We start from the raw sequence: 19550 nt of genomic DNA on the forward strand, positions 1-19550 counted from the left end.
GGGGCAGTGCGAAGTCGCTGGCGGCGGGGTTGGGGCGGTGCGAAGTCGCTGGCTGCGGGGCGGTGCGACGTTGCCGGCCCCGCGATGGAGCGGTGCGACGTTGCTGGCCCGCTGCGGGGCGGTGCGACGTTGCCGACCCCCGCGGTGGGGCGGTGTGCGAAGCTGCCGGCCGCGATGCGGTGCAAAGGTCGCCGGCCGCGACGCGGGGGTGGTGCGACGCCGGCCCGCGGAATCCGTCAGGCGGACGGCACGCCGGCCACTGACCGCGCCGGTGCGGCGTGCTCCGGTGGCGCGACCGCCTCGCCGAGGCTGGGCGGATCGGCCGGCGCGGGAAGGCCGGCGGCCGTAGACGGGCGGAGCCGGCCCACCAACCCCACCGTCACAGCGATCAGCACGGCGACCCCGGTGATGATGCCGACCGCGGCCGTCGGGACGTCGAACAGCTTCAGGGCGCTCGCCAGCAGGACGATCACCAAGGCCGCCCGGACCAGGCCGCCGGGGGCGCGCGACGAGATGCGGGAACCGATCAGGACGCCGGGGACCGAGCCGATCAGCACGGCGGCGGCCAGGTCGAGCTTGAGGTCGCCGAAGAAAGCGTGACCCAGGGCGGCCGCCGTCACCAGGGGGATTGCCTGGACCAGGTCGGTGCCGACCAGGTCGTTGGCGCGCAGCTTGGGGTACATGGCGAGCAGGACCACGATGATCAGGGAGCCCGAGCCGACCGAGGTGAGGCCGACGATCAGGCCACCGGCGGCGCCCAGCAGGAGCGTGGGGATGGGCTTGACCTTGATCTCCACCGAAACAGCAGGGACGGCGGGCCGGCGGCGGGCGGTCCAGGTCTTGATCAGCAGGCCGGCGGCGGCCAGGACCAGGGCCACGCCCAGGGCTGTGCGGATCGTGTGCTGGACGCTCGCGTCGTCGCCGAGCAGGCGCAGCAGCAGGACGCCCAGGAAGGCGGCCGGGACGCTGCCGGCGCACAGCCAGCGGACCATCGACCAGTTGACCGTGCCGCGCCGGGCGTGGACGAAGCCGCCGAAGGGCTTCATCACGGCGCTGGCGGCCAGGTCGCTGGAGACGGCGGCGATCGGCGGCACGCCGAAGACCAGCACCAGGATGGGCGTCATCAGGGCGCCGCCGCCCATGCCGGTCAGGCCGACGATGATGCCGACCCCCAAGCCGGCCAGCGCCAGGGTGAGATCCATGGGCCAGAGTCTCGCCGAGGAACACCCACCTTGTCCACTAAATCAGTGGAGATTGTCGACTTTCCCGCTCGCTGGGATGACGGCCGGATTCAGCAGCAGCGCGATGTCCTCACCGGGCATCGGCCGGGCGAAATGGAAGCCCTGCGCGAAGCGGTAGCCCATCTTGTGCAACCGGTACGCCTGGTCGGCCGTCTCGACCCCCTCGGCCACCGCCTCGATGCGCAGGCCCTCGGTGATGCCGATCAAACCGTCGACGATCACGGCCTGGGCCGAGGCGCCGGTCACGCCGTCGACGAACGACTTGTCCACCTTCAGGACCTTGACCGGGCAGTCGACCAGCAGGCTGAGCGAGCTCTGGCCGGTGCCGAAGTCGTCGAGAGCCACCCGCAGGCCGAGCGCGTGCAATGCGCGTACGGCCGCCAACGCCTCTCCCGTGCCCAGCACCGCGGTCTCCGTGACCTCCGCGACCAAGCGGTAGGGATCCAGGCCGGAGGTACGCAGCAGCTCCGCCACCTCGGCCGGGAACCCCGGCTCGCGCAGCTGCCGGGCCGAGATGTTCACGCTCACCTTCTCGGGCGCGTGCTCGCCGTAGGTCAGCTCCCACTCGCGGGCCTGCCGCACCACCTCGCGCAGCACCCAGCGGCCGAGCTCGACGATGTAGCCGTTGCGCTCGGCCAGCGGGATGAACACCCCCGGCGAGACCAGGCCGTGCTGGGGGTGCCGCCAGCGGATCAGCGCCTCGACGCCGGCCATCCGCCCGTGCGGGAGCTCGACGATCGGCTGGTAGAGCACGAACAGCTCGTCGCGGGCGATGGCCTGGCGCAAATCGGCGGAGAGCCGGGCGTCGGCGTCCGCGATCTGGTCCATGATCGGGTCGAACCACGTGCAGCGTCCGCCGCCGGTGGCCTTGGCGGCGTACATGGCCACGTCGGCGCGGCGGATCAGCTCCTCCGGCGTGTCGCCGGCCCGGACCGCGGTGATGCCGATGCTGACCCGGGGCGCGAGGTCCTGGCCGTTCAGCGAGATCGGCTCCTGCACGTGGTCGAGCACCTCGCGCAGCAGGCGGGCCGCCGCGGCGTCGTCGAGACCGGCCAGCAGCAGGGTGAACTCGTCGCCGCCCTGCCGGGCCACCACGTCCTGCGGGCGCAGCCGCTCGTGCAGCCGGTGGGTGACGGCCCGCAGCAGGGCGTCGCCCATGCCGTGACCCATCCGGTCGTTGATCACCTTGAAGTCGTCGAGGTCGAGCATCGCCACGTGGAACGGCTCGGCCCCGGCCAGGCGCTCGTTGAGCTGCTCGGCGAAGAGCGAGCGGTTCGCGATGCCGGTCAGCGCGTCGTGGCTGATCTGGTGGTCTAGCTCGGCCTGGTAGTCGCGCAGCCGGCCGAGGCTGGTGTCGACCGTCTCGAGCAGCCGCCGGTTGTCCCGCAGCGCGCTGATCTGCCGGACCACCACGAGCATGGTGATCGCCGCGACGCAGACCGCGACGCCCATGTCGGCCGCGCCGTCGTCGAGCTCCTCGAAGAACAGCATGGTCATCATCGCCGTGATGGCGACGTAGGGCAGGACGCTGAAGCGCTGGGCCGGCCGGCGACCGCTCGCGGGCGTGACCGGGGCGCGGCGCTGACGCTCGGCCGCGATCACGGTGAACAGGCCGGCGATCGGGCCGGCGAAGAGCGACGTGGACAGGTAGGGGTGGGACGCGAACACGGGCGCCAGGCCGCCGCTGGCCGCGGACAACGCCGTACCGGCCGAGAGAATGTGCAGCGCCCGCCGGTCGAGCTCGCCGACGCCCGCGAAGGTGACCTTGACGATCGCGATCAGGGCGATCAGGGCCAGCGCGCAGACGAACAGCATCGCCCAGTTCTGGGCGCTCCACTCGCCGTCGGCGGCCAGCCAGTAGCGCCAGAGCAGGCCGCCCGCGGTGATCACCAGGACGCCGGCGTCGAGGGCGAAGCGGGCCCAGTCGCCCCGGCCGGTCTGCCAGGCCGGCAGCCGCAGCAGTGCCCAGATCATGGTCAGCACGACCACGAGCAGCAGGCCGAGGGTGAGCGGGCTGACCTTCTGGCTGGGGACGCCGGTGTGCAGCGCGTCGTAGACGTTGCTGATCTCGGCGAGCGTGAGCACGGTGCTGGCCAGGCCGAGGGTGCGCCAGAACCGGCGGGTCGCGGCGGAGAGCCCGGCGCGCCGGGCGACTCGCCGGCAGGCGTACGCGGAAAGCGCCGCGATCAGCACCACCGGGAGCCACCCGATCACCGGGTACGACCACTCGTGCCACATGCCGCCCAGCACCCACCCGGCCTCGAACAGGACGAGGCCGAGCGAGGTGCGGACGAGGGCGGCGGACACGGGGTTCAGTTCGGTGCCGCGGCCTCTTTTGTGAGGAGACCTTCAGGTGCGAATCGGGTATATGTCAGACCGCGCGCGCAACCGCTTCGACGCGGACGTCGCCGAACCACCGGGCCAGCGCCGGGCCGAGGTCGCCATCGCCCTCGACCCACGCCACCACGCCGTCCGGCCGCACCAACAGCCCCGGCCCGTCGCCCGCCACCACGGCGAGCCGGTGATCCGACGAGCGGCCCTCGCCGATCAGCACCCCGGCGCCGCCGTGCAGGTGGTCGGCGAGCCGGCTGCCGTCGGCCAGGATCGTCTCGGCCGCGCTGCGGCCCACCCGCGGGTCGGCGCTGCCGAGGTCGTAGCGCTGCCGCAGCCCGGCGATGCTCTTCGCGAGATAGGTGGCGCCGTCGCGGGTGGCGGCCAGGTCGCCCAGCACGCCGCGCAGGGCCCGGGCGTAGGGCTCCGGCTTCATGATGGCGATCTGGGCGCGGGTCCACTCGAGCACCCAAGCGCCGATCGGGTGCCGTTCCCGGGTGTACGTGTCGAGCAGCCCCGCCGGCGCCCAGCCCCGGATCTCGGCCGCCAGCTTCCACCCGAGGTTCACGGCGTCGCCCATGCCCAGGTTGAGGCCCTGCCCGCCGAACGGCGAGTGCACGTGTGCGGCGTCCCCCGCCAGCAGCACCCGGCCGTCGCGATAGGTCGTGGCCTGCCGCGCGTTGTCGGTGAACCGGGTCGCCGAGATCACCCGCTCGATCGTCACGCCGACGCCGCTGGTGTGCCGGAGGGCCGCCTGCAGCTCGGCCGCGGTGATCGGGGCGTCGCGGTCGGCCGGCGGCCCGTCGAACTCGACCGTGAGGATGCGCCCCGGGATCGGCCCGTGCACATAGACGCCGGTGCCGGTCACGTTCCAGCCCCGGGTCAGGCCCTCGGCGCCGGACATCTCGACGAGCGCCTGGTGCCCGGTGATGACGGGGTCGGTTCCAGGAAAATCAAAATCAGCCAGCTTTCGTACGAGACTGCGGCCGCCGTCGCAACCGACCAGCCATCCGGCCTCGATCGTCTCGGCGCCCAGGGTCACCCGTACACCCTCGGAAGAGTGAGCGAGATCGGTCAGCTCGACCCCGCGCCGGATGTCCACGCCGAGCTCGGTGGCGTGCGCCTCGAGGATCGTCTCGAGGGCCGCCTGCCCGATCATCTGGATCTCCGCGGCCGGACCGCGCTCGCGCCAGGCCGGGTCCTCCGGGTCGAGATCGTCGGCGCTCAGCCAGATGCCGCCGAAGTGACCGGCCAGCTTCGGCCGCTTCACACCGCCACCGCCACCGCCGCCACCGCCACCGCCGCCGCCCAGGAAGCGGGCCAGCGCCGCCTCCTGCACCGCGCGCAGCTGGGGGAGCAGGCCCCGGCGATCGAGCGCCTCGACCGTCGGGACGGTCAGCGAACCCGCCTTGATCGTCTGATCCGTCTCGGTCAGGCGCTCGACCACCAGCACCCGCACGCCGCCCAGCGCCAGCTCGCTCGCCACCATCAGCCCGACCGGCCCGCCGCCGGCCACCACCACGTCGTAAGTCATGCCCCGAGCATGCCCGCAAACTTTTACCCGGTCAATATTTTTATCGGGTATATGATTTTGCCGTGAGTTTGCGGGAGCGAAAGAAGGTCGAGCTGCGCGAGCGGATCTCGGGCGTCGCGACGATGCTGTTCTTCGAGCGCGGCTTCGACGAGGTGAGCGTCGCCGAGATCGCCGAGCGCGCGGGCGTGTCCAAGATGACGGTCTTCAACTACTTCCCGCGCAAGGAGGACCTCTTCTTCGACCGCGTCCCCGAGTTCAACGACATGATCACTTCGGCCCTGCGCGGACCCGACCCGCTCGCCTCGCTGCGGGCGCTCTGGCTCGGGCTGCTCGACGAGCGGCACCCGCTGGCCGGGTTCGGCGACCAGATGCCGCTGTTCTGGGGCGTGGTGCTGGGGTCGCCGGCGCTGCGGGCCCGGGTGCGGGAGGCCCTCGAGGAGGTCGAGGCCCTGATCGCCTCGTTCCTGCCGGCCCACGCCGAGATGACCGCCGCCCTGGTCGTCGCCGCCATGCGGGTCCGCTACGTCGAGGCGGCCCGGCGGATCCTCGCGGGGGAGCCGGCCGAGTCGTTCGTCGCCGAGCACCGCGCCGGCATCGCGGCCGCCTTCGACGCCGCCGTCGCGGCGGCGTCCCGCGGCTAACGGCCCGGCTCCGTTCCCGCCGCCGCCGACGCGGCGGCGGCTCGGGGGTAACGGCCCGGCTCCGTTCCCGCCCCTCGTCGCGGCGGCGTCCCGGGGATGACGCCTCGGCCAACAGTCGGGTTCCCGTCCGAAGTTACCGGCGGGTTCCGATATATAGAACTGCATGACTGTGACCTCGAGCCGCCGCACGCTGCTGCGCCTCGCCGGCCTCACCGCCGGCGCCGGCGTCGTCGCGACCACCGCCCCGTCGATCGCCGCCGCCGCGGGCACCCCGTTCCAGCACGGCATCGCCTCCGGCGACCCGCTCCCCGGCGGCGTCCTGCTCTGGACCCGCGTCACCCCGACCCCCGAGTCGACGCCGGCCTCGGGCGCGGGCCCGGTCGTCGGCGTCGACTGGCAGGTCGCGGCCGACGCCTCGTTCGCCATGATCGTGCGGTCCGGCTCGGTGACCACCGGCCCCGACCGTGACCACACCGTCAAGGTCGACGTCGCCGGGCTGACCCCGGCCACCACGTACTGGTACCGCTTCGGCCTGGCCGGCGCGTGGTCGCCGACCGGCCGCACGATGACCGCGCCGCTCGAGGCGACGGCGATCACCCGGCTGCGGGCCGGCGTCGTGAGTTGCGCCAACTGGGAGGCGGGCTACTTCGCGGCGTACCGGCATCTGGCCGAGCGCGGCGATCTCAACCTGGTCGTGCACCTCGGCGACTACCTCTACGAGTACGGCACCGGCGAGTTCGACGCCGGTGGCAAGGTCGTCCGCAGGACCGCGCCCGCCAACGAGACGATCACGCTGGCCGACTACCGCACGCGGCACGCGCTCTACAAGACCGACCCCGACCTCCAGGCGCTGCACGCCTCGGTGCCGTGGATCATCACCTGGGACGACCACGAGGTCGCGAACGACATGTGGAGCGGCGGCGCCGAGAACCACACGCCGGCGACCGAGGGATCGTTCGCCGCTCGGGTGGCGGCCTCCCGCCAGGCGTACGCGGAATGGATGCCGGTGCGGCTCGCCGCGGACGGCCACATCTACCGGCGGCTGCGGTACGGCAATCTGTTCGAGCTCTCGATGCTCGACCTCCGCACCTACCGCTCCCAGCAGGCCTCGGGCACCGACGCCGACGCGCCCGACCGGACGATCACCGGGGCGGCCCAGATGGACTGGCTGGTCGACGGTCTGGTCGGCTCGACCGCCGCCTGGAAGATCGTCGGCAACCCGGTGATGATCTCCCGGCTCGACGTCGGGACCCTGCCGGCGTGGTTGCTCGGGCCGCTCGGCGCGCTGATCGGCGTGCCCGCGAACGGCTACGTCATCAACGGCGACCAGTGGGACGGCTACAACGCCGACCGGGACGAGCTGGTCGGCATCTTGCGCGCGCACAACACCAAGGACGTCGTCTTCATCACCGGCGACATCCACACGTCCTGGGCCAACGAGCTGACGACCCGTTCCACCGGCGCCACCCCGGCCGCCGCCGAGTTCGTGGTTCCCTCGGTCACCAGCGACAACATCAACGACTACCTGGGTACGAGCCCGGGCGGCCCCCTGAGCCTGCTGGCGGCCGCGCTGATCCGGGCGACCAACCCGCACGTCAAGTGGGTCGAGACCGACGGGCACGGGTTCGGGGTGCTCGACGTGACCACCGGCCGCTGCCGGATGGACTGGTACCACCTGGCCGACCGCACCAAGGCGGCCTCGGCCGTCACGTGGGTGCAGGGCTGGTCGGTCGGGCGCGGTTCGTCGAAGATCCGCAAGGAGTCGGCCCCGTCCTGAATCGCGCTTGCTGAAGGCGCCCGCCCTCGGCGGGCGCCTTTTGCCGTTGGCTGGGTCACAATCGGCTCTGGAGATCGCCAACGGAGAGCGGGAGCGCTAGTGTACGAAACAGTTTCGTTTCGCATGACCGGCCGGACGGGGGGACACCATGGCTGAGCAGGCGGCGACCGTCGCGGCCGGCGGGCGTTCCCGGAAGCTCGACGAGGAGCGTGAGCAGGCGATCCTGCGCGCGGCCTACGAGCTGCTCGGCGAGACGGGCTATCAGGGGTTGCGCGTCGACGCCGTCGCCGCGCGGGCCCAGGCGAGCAAGGCGACGCTGTACCGGCACTGGCCCACCAAGGCCGGCCTGGTCATCGACGCCGTGCAGTGCTGCAAGGTCGACTCGCCGCCACCGCCCGACACCGGCAGCCTCCGCGGCGACCTGGTGGCGTGGTTCGGGCAGATCGGCGAGGCCATCACCGGCCAGGAGGGTCCGCTCATGGCCGGCCTCTTCATGGCCATGCACACCGACCCCGAGCTGGCCGCCGAACTGCGCGCCATGCGGGAGTCCAAGGTGCCGTTCGCGGAAGCCATCTGCGCCCGGGCCGCACAGCGCGGCGAGATCGGGCCCGGCTACGACGCCGGCCTGATCGACGAGATCGTGCCCGCCCTGCTGTTCATGCACTGTTTCGCCCTCGGCGAGGAGCTCGACGACGCGTACATCGCGCACCTCGTGGACGACATCATGGTGCCTCTGCTGACCCGCTAGATCCCGCCCTCCGTTTCGTTACGCCGCGCGTGCGCGTGGCGCGTTCCCTGCTGCCCGTTTTAGGGAGATCTCCGTGTCCATCACCACCTCTTCGACCGTTACTCCGCCCGAAATATCGCCTAAATCGCGATCTAGGTGGCTGGCTCTGGCGGTGATCGCGGTGTCGCAACTGCTGATCGTGCTCGATGCCACGATCGTCAACATCGCCCTGCCGACGGCCCAGGTGGCCTTGCACATCAGCGATGCCGACCGGCAGTGGATGATCACCGCGTACACCCTCGCCTTCGGTGGTCTGTTGTTGCTCGGCGGCCGGATCGCCGACTTCACCGGCCGCAAGAGGGCGTTCATCATCGGCCTGCTCGGCTTCGCGGCGGCCTCCGCGCTCGGCGGCCTCGCGCAGAACGCCGAGACCCTGTTCGCCGCCCGGGCCCTGCAGGGCGCGTTCGGCGCGCTCATGGCGCCCGCCGCGTTGTCGCTGCTCACCGTCACCTTCACCGAGGCCAAGGAGCGGGCCCGCGCGTTCGGCGTCTACGGGGCCATCGCGGGTGGCGGCGGCGCGATCGGCCTGCTGATGGGCGGCGTGCTGACCGAGTACGCGTCCTGGCGCTGGACCCTGCTCGTCAGCACCCCGATCGCGATCATCGCGGCGGTCGCGGCCGTGCGTTTCGTCGGCGAGAGCCGGGCCGAGGGCAACACCCGGTACGACCTGCCCGGCGCGCTCACCTCGACGGCCGGCCTGGTCGCGCTCGTCTACGGCTTCACCAAGGCGGCCAGCGACGGCTGGGGCTCGGCCACCACGATCGGCTTCCTGGTCGCCGCCGGGGTGCTGCTGGTCGCGTTCGTCCTGATCGAACTTCGCTCGTCGCACCCGCTGCTGCCGATGCGCGTAATCCTCGACCGCAACCGCGGCGGTTCCTACCTCTCGGCCCTGCTGGTCGGCGCCGGCATGTTCGGCGTGTTCCTGTTCCTCACCTACTACCTGCAGCTGACCCTGGGCTACTCGGCGCTGGAGACCGGCGTCGCGTTCCTGCCCTTCACCGTCGGCATCATCCTCGGCGCCGGTTTCTCGGCCCAGATGCTGACCCGGGTCGGCCCGCGCGTGCTGATGTTCTCCGGCCTGCTGCTGACCGCGGCGGGCATGGTGGCGCTCACCCGGATCGGCCTCGACACCGGCTTCTGGAGCCACGTCTTCCCGGCCGAGCTCGTGATCAGCTTCGGCATGGGCGTCGTCTTCGGCCCGATGTCCAACACCGCCCTGGTCGGCGTGGCCGACCACGACGCCGGCGTGGCCAGCGCCCTGATCAACACCACCCAGCAGATCGGCGGCTCGCTCGGCACGGCCCTGCTGAACACCATCTTCACCTCGGCCGTGGCCGGCTACATCGCCGACCACCAGATCACGGACCCGTCCCAGGCCGCCGGCCTGCAGGGTCTGGCCACGGTGCACGGCTACACGGTCGCCTTCTGGGTGAGCGCGGCCCTGATCGGCGTGGCGGCCTTCGTGGCCCTGGCGCTGGTGAAGGCCAGCCGCCAGGAGGTCGCCTCGACCGGTGGTGCCGCCCACGTGGCGGTCTGACGCCGCCAACCGCCGCGCGGCGCTTGCTGCGCGGCGGTTTCGGCTGCCGATTGTGGTGCCGGTCGCCCTCTACGGCCCCGGCCGTCGCCGGCGGCCGGGGCTGTCGTCAGCCGCTTCCGGCGCTTCCGGCCGGGGGAGTCTTGGCTGGCGGTCGGTCGTTTCGGCGGGCGTTGGCCGTCCCGCGCTGCGTTGGCCGTCCCGCGCTGCGTTGGCCGTCCCGCGCTGCGTTGGCCGTCCCGCGCTGCGTTGGTTGTCCAGGCCCGCGTTGGTTGTCCGTCAGGAGGGATCCTAGCCTCCTAGGATGCCGAGGCCCTGCGCCTGACCGCTCACCGCGACTGTGACTGGCCAACGGCCAGCGGGGACGCGCGACTGCGACTGCGACTGCGACGAGCCTCACCACGTCGTCGACTTTCTCGGGCGGTCGGCCGATGGTCGATTTACCCGGGTTCGGGCAATATGCCGTAGTGCGATTCATGTGGGGCCGGGCGGCGACGACTTCCGGGGGCGTCATGACAGGGCGTTCCCCGAGCAGGGCATGGACCTGGCTGTTCTTCGCCGCGAGCGGCGTGGTCGTGGCCGAGGCCTCGCTGAATCAGGAACTGCTGCCCTACGCCGGCACCGCGGCCACCTTCGCGCTATGGGGGAGGGCCGCCGACGGGTGGACGCCGTCCCGCGGACGGCTAACGGTGGGCGGCCTGGCGATTCTCACGCTGGCGGCTGGCGTCGTGGACGCGAACGGCGACGGCCACGCGTGGCCCCAGCACGCCGGCGAGGCGGGCCTCGCCGGGGCGATGCTGACGGCCGTCGGGGTTGCGATGCTGGCCGGCGCCGTGCTGCAAGCGGTGCCGCGGCCGGGCTGGAAGCGGCTCTGGCCGGCGGGCGTGGTCATCGGGCTGGCGCTGGCGTTCGTCGTGGCCGCGGTGATCGCCGAGGAGTCGGCCCCCGACTACGGGTGGCGGAGCGTCCGGCCACCGAGCGGGTCGGAACGTCTGGCCACCTGGATTGTCTGGATTGTCCCGGTCGGAGCCGTGCTTCTGATCGTGGTGGCGGTCAACGCGGTTGTGGTCGCGGGCCGTCGCCATCGGCTGGTCGCCGCGGGGCTGCTGGGCGTCGCGGTCCTGGGGCTGGGCGCGATCGGCGCGGCGGCCGAGGTCGACGTGCGCTGGCCGGCCGCGCAGTCGGAATACCCGGAATACCCGGAATATTTGGGTCATGTGGACACCGGCCGGCCGGGCCTGACCGTCGAGGACGAATCCGTGTACGGGGGAGGCACCGCCGTGGACAGGCTCGACACCTTGCGGGTGGTGCAGGCGATGGAGGCCATGGAGGCCGCCGAGAACGCCGAGAACGCCGAGACGCCGCCGCCTCCGGTCGAGGACGTCACGGGCGTCTCGTGGTCGATCAGCCTGTGGCAGGGCGAGCCGGACTGGTCGACCCTGCTGCCCACCTTCGCGGCGCTGGTCGTGCTCGGTGGGCTGGCCGCATTGACCGGACCCGGGCTCGGCCGGCGCGAGGAGGAAGTCATAATGATGCGCTTCTAACAGCCGAGCGGAGTCGGGGGACATGGCCGCGGAGGAAACACCGGATCCGTTTGCGCAGCTGACGGAGTGGGCCGCCGCGACCGAGCGGCGCGTGCGGGGGCAACGCCGGCGGCGGCAGTGGCTGCGCGCGGCGCCGCTCGTCGCCGGGGGACTGGTCGCCGTCGTGCTGGTGGCACTGGCCGTACCGCGGATGTTGTCGGCCACGCCGGGCGCGGCCGCCGGGGCGTACGCGACCGCCGGCATTCCGCCCGGGATCAGCGTGACCACCTCGGAGAGCGCAACCCCGACGGACCCCTTCGCCGGCACCCCGGCCGCACAATATCCGCGCGGGGCGGCCGGCATCACGATGCCGAAGGCGACAGCGGTGCCGGGCTTCAGCGCGGCCGAGGTCGAGGCGGCGCTCAAGGACGTGCGCCGGGCGCTGATCGCCGGCCGGCTCGACGACATGATGCTGACCGGGCACAACCCGTCGCGGCTGATTTCGCTGCTGGCGCCGAGCCGGCGCGGGCCGATCGGCAAGTGGTTCAACGACGGGACGTTCAGCAACGTGGCCACCTGGATCGACCCGGCGGTCAAGCTCGATCAGCGCGAGGAGCCGCGGGTGAGCGGCCGCGTGACGTACCGCTCGGTGGTGGTCGGCAGGTGGCGCACCCTGCGGGTGACGACCAACTTCATCTGGGTGTACGCGTTCGCGGGCATCGACCATCCGCTGGCGGCCGAGCACGAGGAGGTCGACTGGGAGTTCCCGGCCACGAAGAACCTCCGCGTCGCCGACCAGGGCATGTGGATCGGCGACTCGAAGGGCTACCGGGCGTGGGTGGACTGCGCCGCCTCCCGCCGCGGCCTGCTGGCGCCGACCCGGCCGGACGTGGCCCCGCGGCCGGCCGAGTCGGAGAATCCGGCGGCCCTGCTCGCCGCCGACCACTCCCTCGAGATCAGCGATGAGTGCCACTCGGGAGCTTCGCCAAGCCCGGGCCGGTGAGGCGGTCGCGCATCGCGGTGCGGCCGGCGACGGTCAGCAGCAGGGCGGCGATCGGGCCGCGCAGCTCGGGGCCGGAACCGTGCGACCAGTCCACGTCGGTGGCGATCAGGCGCAGGCCGGCCATCGCGCGTACGGACGGAAGCGGTGGCGGGAAGCGCATGGTCAGCAGCCGCTCGGTGGCGGCGGCCGCGGCCGGCACGGGCATGTCACGCCGCTTGCCCAGCGGGACGGCGATGTCCTGCTCGTGGACCAGCAGGTCGATGAGCGTCTCCATCGGGGACACGCCGACGATGTGCCGGCGGCGGTCGGCCGTCTCGCGCAGCCGCACGACGATCTGCTCGGGGGTCAGGCGCGCGGCCTGGCGGCGGGCCTCGTGGCGGGTGGTGCGCTCGGTGCTGCCGCGCCAGCGCAGGAGCATGGCGAGCACATCGCGTACGCCCAGCTGCTGCAGGGTGAGGTGGGCGGCCACCTCCCGTACGCTCCAGGCCGCGCACAACGACGGCTGGGACCACTGCTCGGCCGTGAGGCCGTCGAGCAGGTCGGCCACGGCGTGGCGGCGCTCGATGATGACGTCCCAGTGATCGGTCATGCCCGCGCCCCGGCCGCGAGGACGCCGGTGACCAGCGTGCGGATCTGGGCGGACGGGTCGAAGGCGGGGTCGGGGACGGCGATCTCGTGCAGGACGACCCCGGTCCAGTGGTTCATGATGACCGGCGCGTCGCGATGCGGGTCGGCCGAGCCGGCCCGCCGCAGCCAGGCCATGAACCAGTCGTTGACGCCGGCGCCCACGGTCAGCAGCCGCGCGCGTAGGGCCGGGTTGTGTGCGGCCTCGACCAGGATCGCGTAGCGCGCGACCGTGACCTCGCGGTGCTCGCCGACCGCGACGTGCGCGAACTCGGTCAGCGCGGCGGCGAGCTCGCCGGGGCCGGTGGGCCGGAAGCGGCTCGCGATCGTCTCGCCGGCCTGCCGGTCGCGCTCGGCGAAGCGGTCGACGACGGCCTCGAGCAGGGCGTCGCGGGTGCGGAAGTGGTTGGAGGCCGTTCCGGCGGGCACGCCGGCCGCCGCGTCGACCCGCCGGTGGGTGAGCCCGTGCATCCCGGAGGCGGCCAGCACGCTGATGGCCGCGTCGAGAACTTCGTTCCGCCTCATGTCCGGTAGCGTACTACGATCGTAGTGAAAAGCCCGCGGCAATGAGTCGCCGATAGGCGTCGTGAACCTCGGCCGGGACGTCGATGGGGGCGATGAAGCCGCGACCGGACGGGCCGTAGTCGGTCCACCGCGGCACCTCGCCCAGCAACATCGCGATATAACGCTCAACTCCCCACATGCCGGTTGGGGGGTCGATGAGATTAAGCGAATCGTCGACGAACGTGCGATAGGCGGCGTAGTTGACGATCCGGGTGCCCGGCGCGTGCAGGCGGAAACCGGCGTCCATGCGGCGCTGCATCGTGGCGTCCTGCACGAGCAGCACACTGCGGCAGGACGGGCCGAGCATCGCCAGCGCATGGGTCACGTTGTTGCCGCAGTTGGTCGACTCCCGCTCCAGCAGGTCGACGTGGAGGCCGTGCCGCTCGCGGAGGTACCGGTCGAACAGGTCGGCCTCGGTCGGCTCGTCCCAGCCGAGCTGAGCCCGCAGTGCGTCGGTGGTGTGGCCCCGGCCGCCGACGATCATGTAGCGGCGGGCGACCCCGGACCGCATGAACGAGGCGAACACGTCGCCGCCGGCCAGGATGCTGCCGCCGAACAGGATCGCCACGTCCACCGGCGTCACCTCGTCGCGCAGCGCGCAGAAGCCGGCGAGTGTGTTGACGTCGGCGGCGATCACGCCGGTTGCTCGGAAGCGGGAGCGGAAGCCGGCGCGGGCTCGCCGATCGCGTTGTCGGCCGAGCGCGGGATCGCGAACGAGAGCAGCACCAGCACGGCCGCGATCAGCACGATGCCGATCACGATGCGGTGCACGGCGACGGTCAGCGACGCCGCGTTGATCCCGCCCGCGCCGATCGTGGCGTTGGCGATCGCGCCGAAGATGGCCACGCCGACCGCGCTGCCCAGCGAGCGCAGGAAGATGTTGCTGGCCGTCACCACGCCGCGCTCGGACCAGCCGACGCTCGACTGGGCGGCGATCAGCGTGGGCGACGCGGTCAGGCCCATGCCGAGGCCGACCACCAGGCAGAAGCCGGCGACCGTGAGGACGGCCGTGTGCCGGCCGAGCACGATGAGCAGGGTGCAGCCGATGAGGATCAGCGACGTGCCGATCAGCGCGCACCAGCGGAAGCCCAGGCGCAGGTAGATCCGGCCGGCCTGGGACGCGGAGAGCGGCCAGCCCAGGGTCAGCGTGGCCAGCGCGAAGCCGGCGATCAGCGGGCCGGTGCCGAGCACGTCCTGCACGTAGGTGGGGATGTACGAGCTCAGCGCGAACAGGATGGCGCCGATGCCGACCGAGATCAGGCCGCTGGAGACCAGCAGCCGCCGCCGGAAGACCCACAGCGGCAGCACCGGCGCGGTCGCCCGCCGCTCGACCACGGTGAAGGCGACCAGCGCCGCGAAGCCGCCGGTCAGGATCGCGATGCTCGCGGGCGAGTCCCACGCCCAGGCCTGGCCGCCCTCGAGCGCGCCCAGGATCACCAGCGCGAGGCCGGCGGCGAGCAGCCCGGCGCCCTTGTAGTCGATCACCGGATGGCCCCGCTCGACCTTCTCGTGGAAGCCGCGCCCGATCATGACGGCGGCGAGGACGCAGAGCGGGATGTTGACGAAGAAGATCCAGCGCCAGGACACGTACTCGCTGAAGATGCCGCCCAGCGCCGGGCCGACGACCGACGCGATGCCCCACACGCTCGCGACGTAGCCCTGGACCTTGGCTCGCTCCCGGACCGAGTAGAGGTCGCCGACGATCGTGATGGTGGTCGGCAGGATCGCGCCGGCGCCGAGGCCCTGCACGACCCGGGACGCGATCAGCGGCCAGATCGACCAGGCGAACCCGCACATGATCGAGCCGAGCAGGAAGAGCCCGATGCCGAAGAGGATGACCGGCTTGCGGCCGTACAGGTCGTTGAGCTTGCCGTAGATCGGCACCGAGACGGCCTGCGCGAGCAGGTAGATCGAGAAGAGCCAGGGGAACTCGGTGAAGCCGCCGATGTCGTCGACGATCGAGGGCACCGCGGTCGCGATGATCGTCGCGTCGACGGCGACGAGGGCGGTGGAGAGCATGACGGCGGCGAGGACCGGCCCGCGTTCGGACCGGAAGCCGACGGAGTTGTCTGACACTTAACCCAACCTACCCAGGATCGAGGACCGCACCGGCTGGCCGGAATACGAAATGGCGAAATGCGGCCTGGGCGAAATGTCCGCCTTACGATGAAAGGCGTGGCCGTCGTAGTCGTAGCCGAAGACAACCGCGATCATCAGCGGGTCATCGCCGAGGTCGTGCGCCGGCTCGGCCATGAGGTCATCCTCGCTGATGACGGCGCCGAAGGCCTGGCCGCGGTCCGCGAGCACCGTCCCGCGCTGCTGGTCGCCGACGTCGACATGCCGAACCTGAACGGGCTCGACCTCTGCGCGCGGCTCCGGGCCGATCCGGCGATCGCCGGCATTCCGGTGGTGCTGATCACGGCGTACCTCCTGCCGGGTGATCCCCGGCTGACCGAGACCGGCGCGATCGGGGTGATCGGCAAGCCGTTCCGCGTCCCAGCGCTCACCGAATCTCTCCGCGCCCATCTCGCCGTGCTGGAGCCGCGCGCCGCACCGGTGCCACCGGAGCCACCGGAGCCGCAGGCGACGCTGGACGCCGTGCTCGACTGTCTCGACACCGGCGTGATCGTCTTCGACGCCGCCGGCCGGATGCTCGCGACCAACCGGGCGATGCGCGAGGCCCTCGGGCCGGACGAGCCGGGGACCCCGATGAGCGCGATCGGCCGCCGGCAGGGCGTCCGGCTCGCCGACGGCGGCCCGCTGCCCGAGGAACGGTGGCCGGTGACCCTGGCGCTGGCCGGCGAGGACGTCGACGAGGCCGAGCTGATGGCCGACGACCCGCACGGGCGCCCGCACTGGTACACGGTCAACGCGCGGCCGGTGCGCGCCGCCGACGGCTCGATCGTGGCCGCGGTCGGCGCCGCCCACGACATCACCGGCCGGTTCCGCACCAGGCAGTACCTCGAGTGCAAGAAGGAGGTGCTCGCCGCGCTCGCCACCGATCCGGACGGCCCCGAGGCCGGCAACCGGATCCTGGCCGCCATCGGCGCCACGCTCGGCTGGCCCTACCTGCGGTTGTGGCTGGTCGACGAGCTGACCGGCGTGCTGCGCCCGTCGGCGGTGCACACCGACCCGGGCGAGCCGCCGCTGCCGCTGCCGAGCGCCATCGCCCGCGGCCAGGGACTGGCCGGTCGCTGCTGGGAGAGCGGCGAGATGATCTGGGTGCCGGACATGCACGACGCGGCATCGCCGATCCTGCGACAGGTGGCGGCGGCCGCCGAGTATCGGTCGGCCGGCGCCGTGCCGGTGCGCAGCGGCGACCGGGTGATCGGCGCGGTGACGTTCTTCTCGCGCTGCCGGCAGGAGGCCGACCCGGCGCTGGGCGTCCTGCTCACCGGCATCGCCGCGGTGATCGGCGCCGTCCTCGAGCACCGGCGGGCCGAGGTGCTGGCCCGGCACCTGGAGGCGGCCACCGACGAGTACATGGCGCTGGCCGGGCACGAGCTGCGCACGCCGCTCACCTCGATCGGCTCGTACGTCGACCTGATCGCCGAGTCGCCGGACGACACACCGCTGGGGGACGTGCGCGACCTCTTCGAGGTGGTGCAGCGCAACAGCACGCGGCTGCGCGAGCTCGTCGACAAGCTGCTCGACGTCGCCGGCCTGGAGTCCGGGCACCTTCCGCTCGCCGCGGCGCCGGTCGACCTGGCGGCGGTGGTGGCCGAGGCGACGGCGGCGGCGCCGGCCGAGCGCGGGATCGAGGTGTGCCTCGCCCGGCACGACCCGGTGAGCGTGTGCGGCGACCGCGGGCGGCTCCGGCAGGTGGTGGACGCGCTGCTCAGCAACGCCGTGAAGTTCAGCCCGCCGGACGCCACGGTCACGGTGACGGTCGCCGGCGAGGAGCAGGTCGCGGTGATCACGGTGGAGGACCAGGGCGCCGGGATCTCGGCGGCCGAGCAGACCCGGCTCTTCCGGCGCCTGCGGCGGGGCGGCAACGCCCGGCACACCGGCATCCCCGGCGCGGGGCTGGGGCTGGCGCTCTGCCGGGCGGTGGTCGAGCGGCACCACGGCAGCATCACGCTGACCTCCCGGGCCGAGACCGGCACGACGGTGACCGTGCGCCTACCGAAGGAGGTCTGACGCGGCGAGCGCGAGCCAGAGCTGGACGCGGTCGGCGGTCGTGCCGAGCGACCGTCCGGTGAGGCGCTCGATCTGCTCGAGGCGGTAGCGGACGGTGTTGCGGTGCACGATCAGGCGGGTGGCCACCGTGGCCACCGAGCCGTCCGCGTCCAGGTACGCGCGCAGCGTCGTCACCAGCGAGCCGGCGTGCGCCTCGTCGAAGTCGCGCAGCGGCCGCAGCATCTCCTGCGCCAGGTCGCGCAGCGGCACGTCCTCGCTCGCCACCAGCAGCCCGGACAGGCTCATCTGCTCGCGCTCGTTGAGGCCGGGGCCGCGGTTCATCGCCTCGTGCGCCTCGTAATAGCTCCAGCGCAGGCCGGTCGTGCCCGCGTACCAGCCGCCGATGCCCACCCGCACGTCCCGCCCGTGCCGGCTCAGGTAGTCCTGCAGCAGCAGCGCGGCCTCCCGGGTGGACTGACCCGGCTCGAGCACCGCGATCAGGCAGTCCTCCAGCACCGCCGTCGTCGCGCCGCTCATCGGCGGGCTCGCCACCAGCCGCCTGCGCAGGTCACCGGGGCCGCCGGCGGTCGCCACCAGCAGCGCGTGCTCGTCCTCGGCGCGAATGCCGAACGGGGACAGCCGCCGCTCGGCCTCGGCCCCGCCGATGGTTCCCCGCACGAGATCCTCGAGCACCTGTCCGGCCAGGCGGCGCTTGCCCGCGAGCTCCGCCTGGCGGCGGGCAAGTTCGAGACCGACCAGCGAGACGGCGTACGGGAGGACGTCCGCCGATCGCCGGGGACGGCGGCAGCAGAGGTACGCCACGACGGTGTCCTCCACGCTGACCGGAACCGCCATCGGGGTGTCACCCGTCGCGCCCGCGCGGGCCGCGAACAGGATCTGCTCGACCGGCCACGCCGCGCTGGCCGGCGCCGTGGCGAGCACCCGGCCGTAGACGTCGACGACCATCGCCGGCGCGCCCAGGATCTGGTGCAGCGAGCCGATCAGCGCGCCCAGCCCGCGGCCCGACAGCAGCGCCCGGGCCAGCGTGTCGTGCTCGTCGAGCAGGTCGGCGAAGCGGCCGTACTGCTCCTCGAGGACCCGGTCGGCGACGAACCGGTCGACGGCGATGAACGGCGTCGAGTACGGGATCTCCAGCACCGGCAGCCGGTGGGCGCGGGCCTCGGCCAGCGTCGCGGGCGGGATGCGCTCGTGGGTGAGCCCGATGCCGAAGCCGAGCCCGACCGCCCGCCCGTCGGCGACCCGGGAGACGAACTGCCGCTGGCTCGCCTCGTCGAGCTGGCTCAGCCCGGTGGTCAGGATCAGCTCGCCGCCGGCCAGGAACGGGCGCGGGTCGGCCAGCTCGGTGACGGCGCACCAGCGGACCGGCTGGTTGAGCGCGGCCGGGTCGCCGTCGGCCAGGCGCAGGCTCAGATCGGGGTCGGCGAGCACTTCGGCGAGACGCAGGGTCACCGCCGGACTGTACGACTGCACAACGCCGTCGCGTAAGGACTGGAGAGGCGTCCATTTACCGAGATCGGCCAGCCCCTTTACCGTGTCCTGCAACACGGGAGGTCCTTCGTGATGCAGATTCCGGCCCGCGTCGGGGGCCGCCCGGTGAGCGCCGACGAGTGGATCGAGGTGCTCAGCCCCTATGACGGGGCGTCCGTCGCCCGTGTTCCGGCGCTGGGCGCCGACCACGTCGCCGAGGCGGTGGCGGCCGCCGAGGCGGCGCGGGGGGGGGGGGGGGGGGGGGGGGGAGGGAGGGGGGGGGGGGGGGGGGGAGGGGGGGGGGGGGGGGGGGGGGTTGGGGGGGGGGGGGGGGGGGGGGGTTGGGGGGGGGGGGGGGGGTCCTGCGGGTTGTGGCTACCGGGC

15 protein-coding genes are annotated in these 19550 nt (G+C 72.8%); 7 read left to right on the plus strand and 8 right to left on the minus strand.

Annotated features, from left to right (window positions below):
- Positions 1-236 precede the first annotated feature (236 nt).
- From ACZ6TB_RS15115 to ACZ6TB_RS15125, 3 genes are all read right to left on the minus strand, one after another.
- Entirely contained in the window at positions 237-1202 is a 966-nt protein-coding gene (locus ACZ6TB_RS15115; protein ID WP_465554578.1) for a sulfite exporter TauE/SafE family protein, read from the minus strand.
- A gap of 42 nt (positions 1203-1244) precedes the next feature.
- Positions 1245-3548, minus strand: a complete 2304-nt coding sequence (locus ACZ6TB_RS15120) for a putative bifunctional diguanylate cyclase/phosphodiesterase (protein WP_465554580.1) — start codon at positions 3546-3548, stop codon at positions 1245-1247.
- A 64-nt stretch (positions 3549-3612) separates the two neighbouring features.
- Entirely contained in the window at positions 3613-5106 is a 1494-nt protein-coding gene (locus tag ACZ6TB_RS15125; protein ID WP_465554582.1) for an FAD-dependent monooxygenase, read from the minus strand.
- A gap of 62 nt (positions 5107-5168) precedes the next feature.
- Here ACZ6TB_RS15125 and ACZ6TB_RS15130 point away from each other — a divergent pair, with 62 nt between their 5' ends.
- The 6 genes from ACZ6TB_RS15130 to ACZ6TB_RS15155 all read left to right on the plus strand — a co-directional run bounded on the left by ACZ6TB_RS15130 (position 5169) and on the right by ACZ6TB_RS15155 (position 12371).
- Entirely contained in the window at positions 5169-5747 is a 579-nt protein-coding gene (locus tag ACZ6TB_RS15130) for a TetR/AcrR family transcriptional regulator (protein ID WP_465554584.1), read from the plus strand.
- 163 nt (positions 5748-5910) lie between these two features.
- Positions 5911-7524: an alkaline phosphatase D family protein gene (locus ACZ6TB_RS15135; RefSeq protein ID WP_465554586.1), complete on the plus strand. Its 1614-nt coding sequence runs from the start codon at positions 5911-5913 to the stop codon at positions 7522-7524.
- Between the two features lie 148 nt (positions 7525-7672).
- Positions 7673-8272, plus strand: a complete 600-nt coding sequence (locus tag ACZ6TB_RS15140; protein WP_465554588.1) for a TetR/AcrR family transcriptional regulator — start codon at positions 7673-7675, stop codon at positions 8270-8272.
- 139 nt (positions 8273-8411) lie between these two features.
- Positions 8412-9848: an MFS transporter gene (locus ACZ6TB_RS15145; RefSeq protein WP_465554647.1), complete on the plus strand. Its 1437-nt coding sequence runs from the start codon at positions 8412-8414 to the stop codon at positions 9846-9848.
- A gap of 509 nt (positions 9849-10357) precedes the next feature.
- The gene (locus ACZ6TB_RS15150; protein WP_465554590.1) at positions 10358-11389 is read left to right on the plus strand and encodes a hypothetical protein; all 1032 of its coding nucleotides are present in this window, start codon (positions 10358-10360) and stop codon (positions 11387-11389) included.
- A 91-nt stretch (positions 11390-11480) separates the two neighbouring features.
- Entirely contained in the window at positions 11481-12371 is an 891-nt protein-coding gene (locus ACZ6TB_RS15155; RefSeq protein ID WP_465554591.1) for a hypothetical protein, read from the plus strand.
- Here ACZ6TB_RS15155 and ACZ6TB_RS15160 read toward each other — a convergent pair.
- From ACZ6TB_RS15160 to ACZ6TB_RS15175, 4 genes are read right to left on the minus strand one after another with little or no spacing between them, the layout of a single operon-like run.
- A complete protein-coding gene (locus ACZ6TB_RS15160; protein WP_465554593.1) occupies positions 12325-12960 on the minus strand; it encodes a maleylpyruvate isomerase family mycothiol-dependent enzyme in 636 nt (211 codons plus the stop codon). The genes ACZ6TB_RS15155 and ACZ6TB_RS15160 overlap by 47 nt on opposite strands.
- A complete protein-coding gene (locus ACZ6TB_RS15165; protein WP_465554595.1) occupies positions 12957-13520 on the minus strand; it encodes a TetR/AcrR family transcriptional regulator in 564 nt (187 codons plus the stop codon). The genes ACZ6TB_RS15160 and ACZ6TB_RS15165 overlap by 4 nt, the downstream gene beginning before the upstream one ends.
- 13 nt (positions 13521-13533) lie before the next feature.
- Positions 13534-14196 (minus strand): YdcF family protein, encoded by a 663-nt coding sequence (locus ACZ6TB_RS15170; RefSeq protein ID WP_465554597.1) that lies wholly within the window; start codon positions 14194-14196, stop codon positions 13534-13536.
- Entirely contained in the window at positions 14193-15635 is a 1443-nt protein-coding gene (locus ACZ6TB_RS15175) for an MDR family MFS transporter (protein ID WP_465554599.1), read from the minus strand. Before ACZ6TB_RS15175 ends, ACZ6TB_RS15170 begins: the two co-directional genes overlap by 4 nt.
- 99 nt (positions 15636-15734) lie before the next feature.
- Here ACZ6TB_RS15175 and ACZ6TB_RS15180 point away from each other — a divergent pair, with 99 nt between their 5' ends.
- Positions 15735-17699, plus strand: coding sequence for an ATP-binding protein (locus tag ACZ6TB_RS15180; protein WP_465554601.1), 1965 nt, complete (start codon positions 15735-15737; stop codon positions 17697-17699).
- Here ACZ6TB_RS15180 and ACZ6TB_RS15185 read toward each other — a convergent pair.
- On the minus strand, positions 17682-19148 hold the full coding sequence (locus ACZ6TB_RS15185; RefSeq protein WP_465554603.1) for a PucR family transcriptional regulator: 1467 nt from the start codon (positions 19146-19148) through the stop codon (positions 17682-17684). The two genes, ACZ6TB_RS15180 and ACZ6TB_RS15185, sit on opposite strands and share 18 nt — an antisense overlap.
- Positions 19149-19550 lie beyond the last annotated feature (402 nt).

The organism is Actinoplanes sp. NPDC051537 (assembly GCF_055586105.1).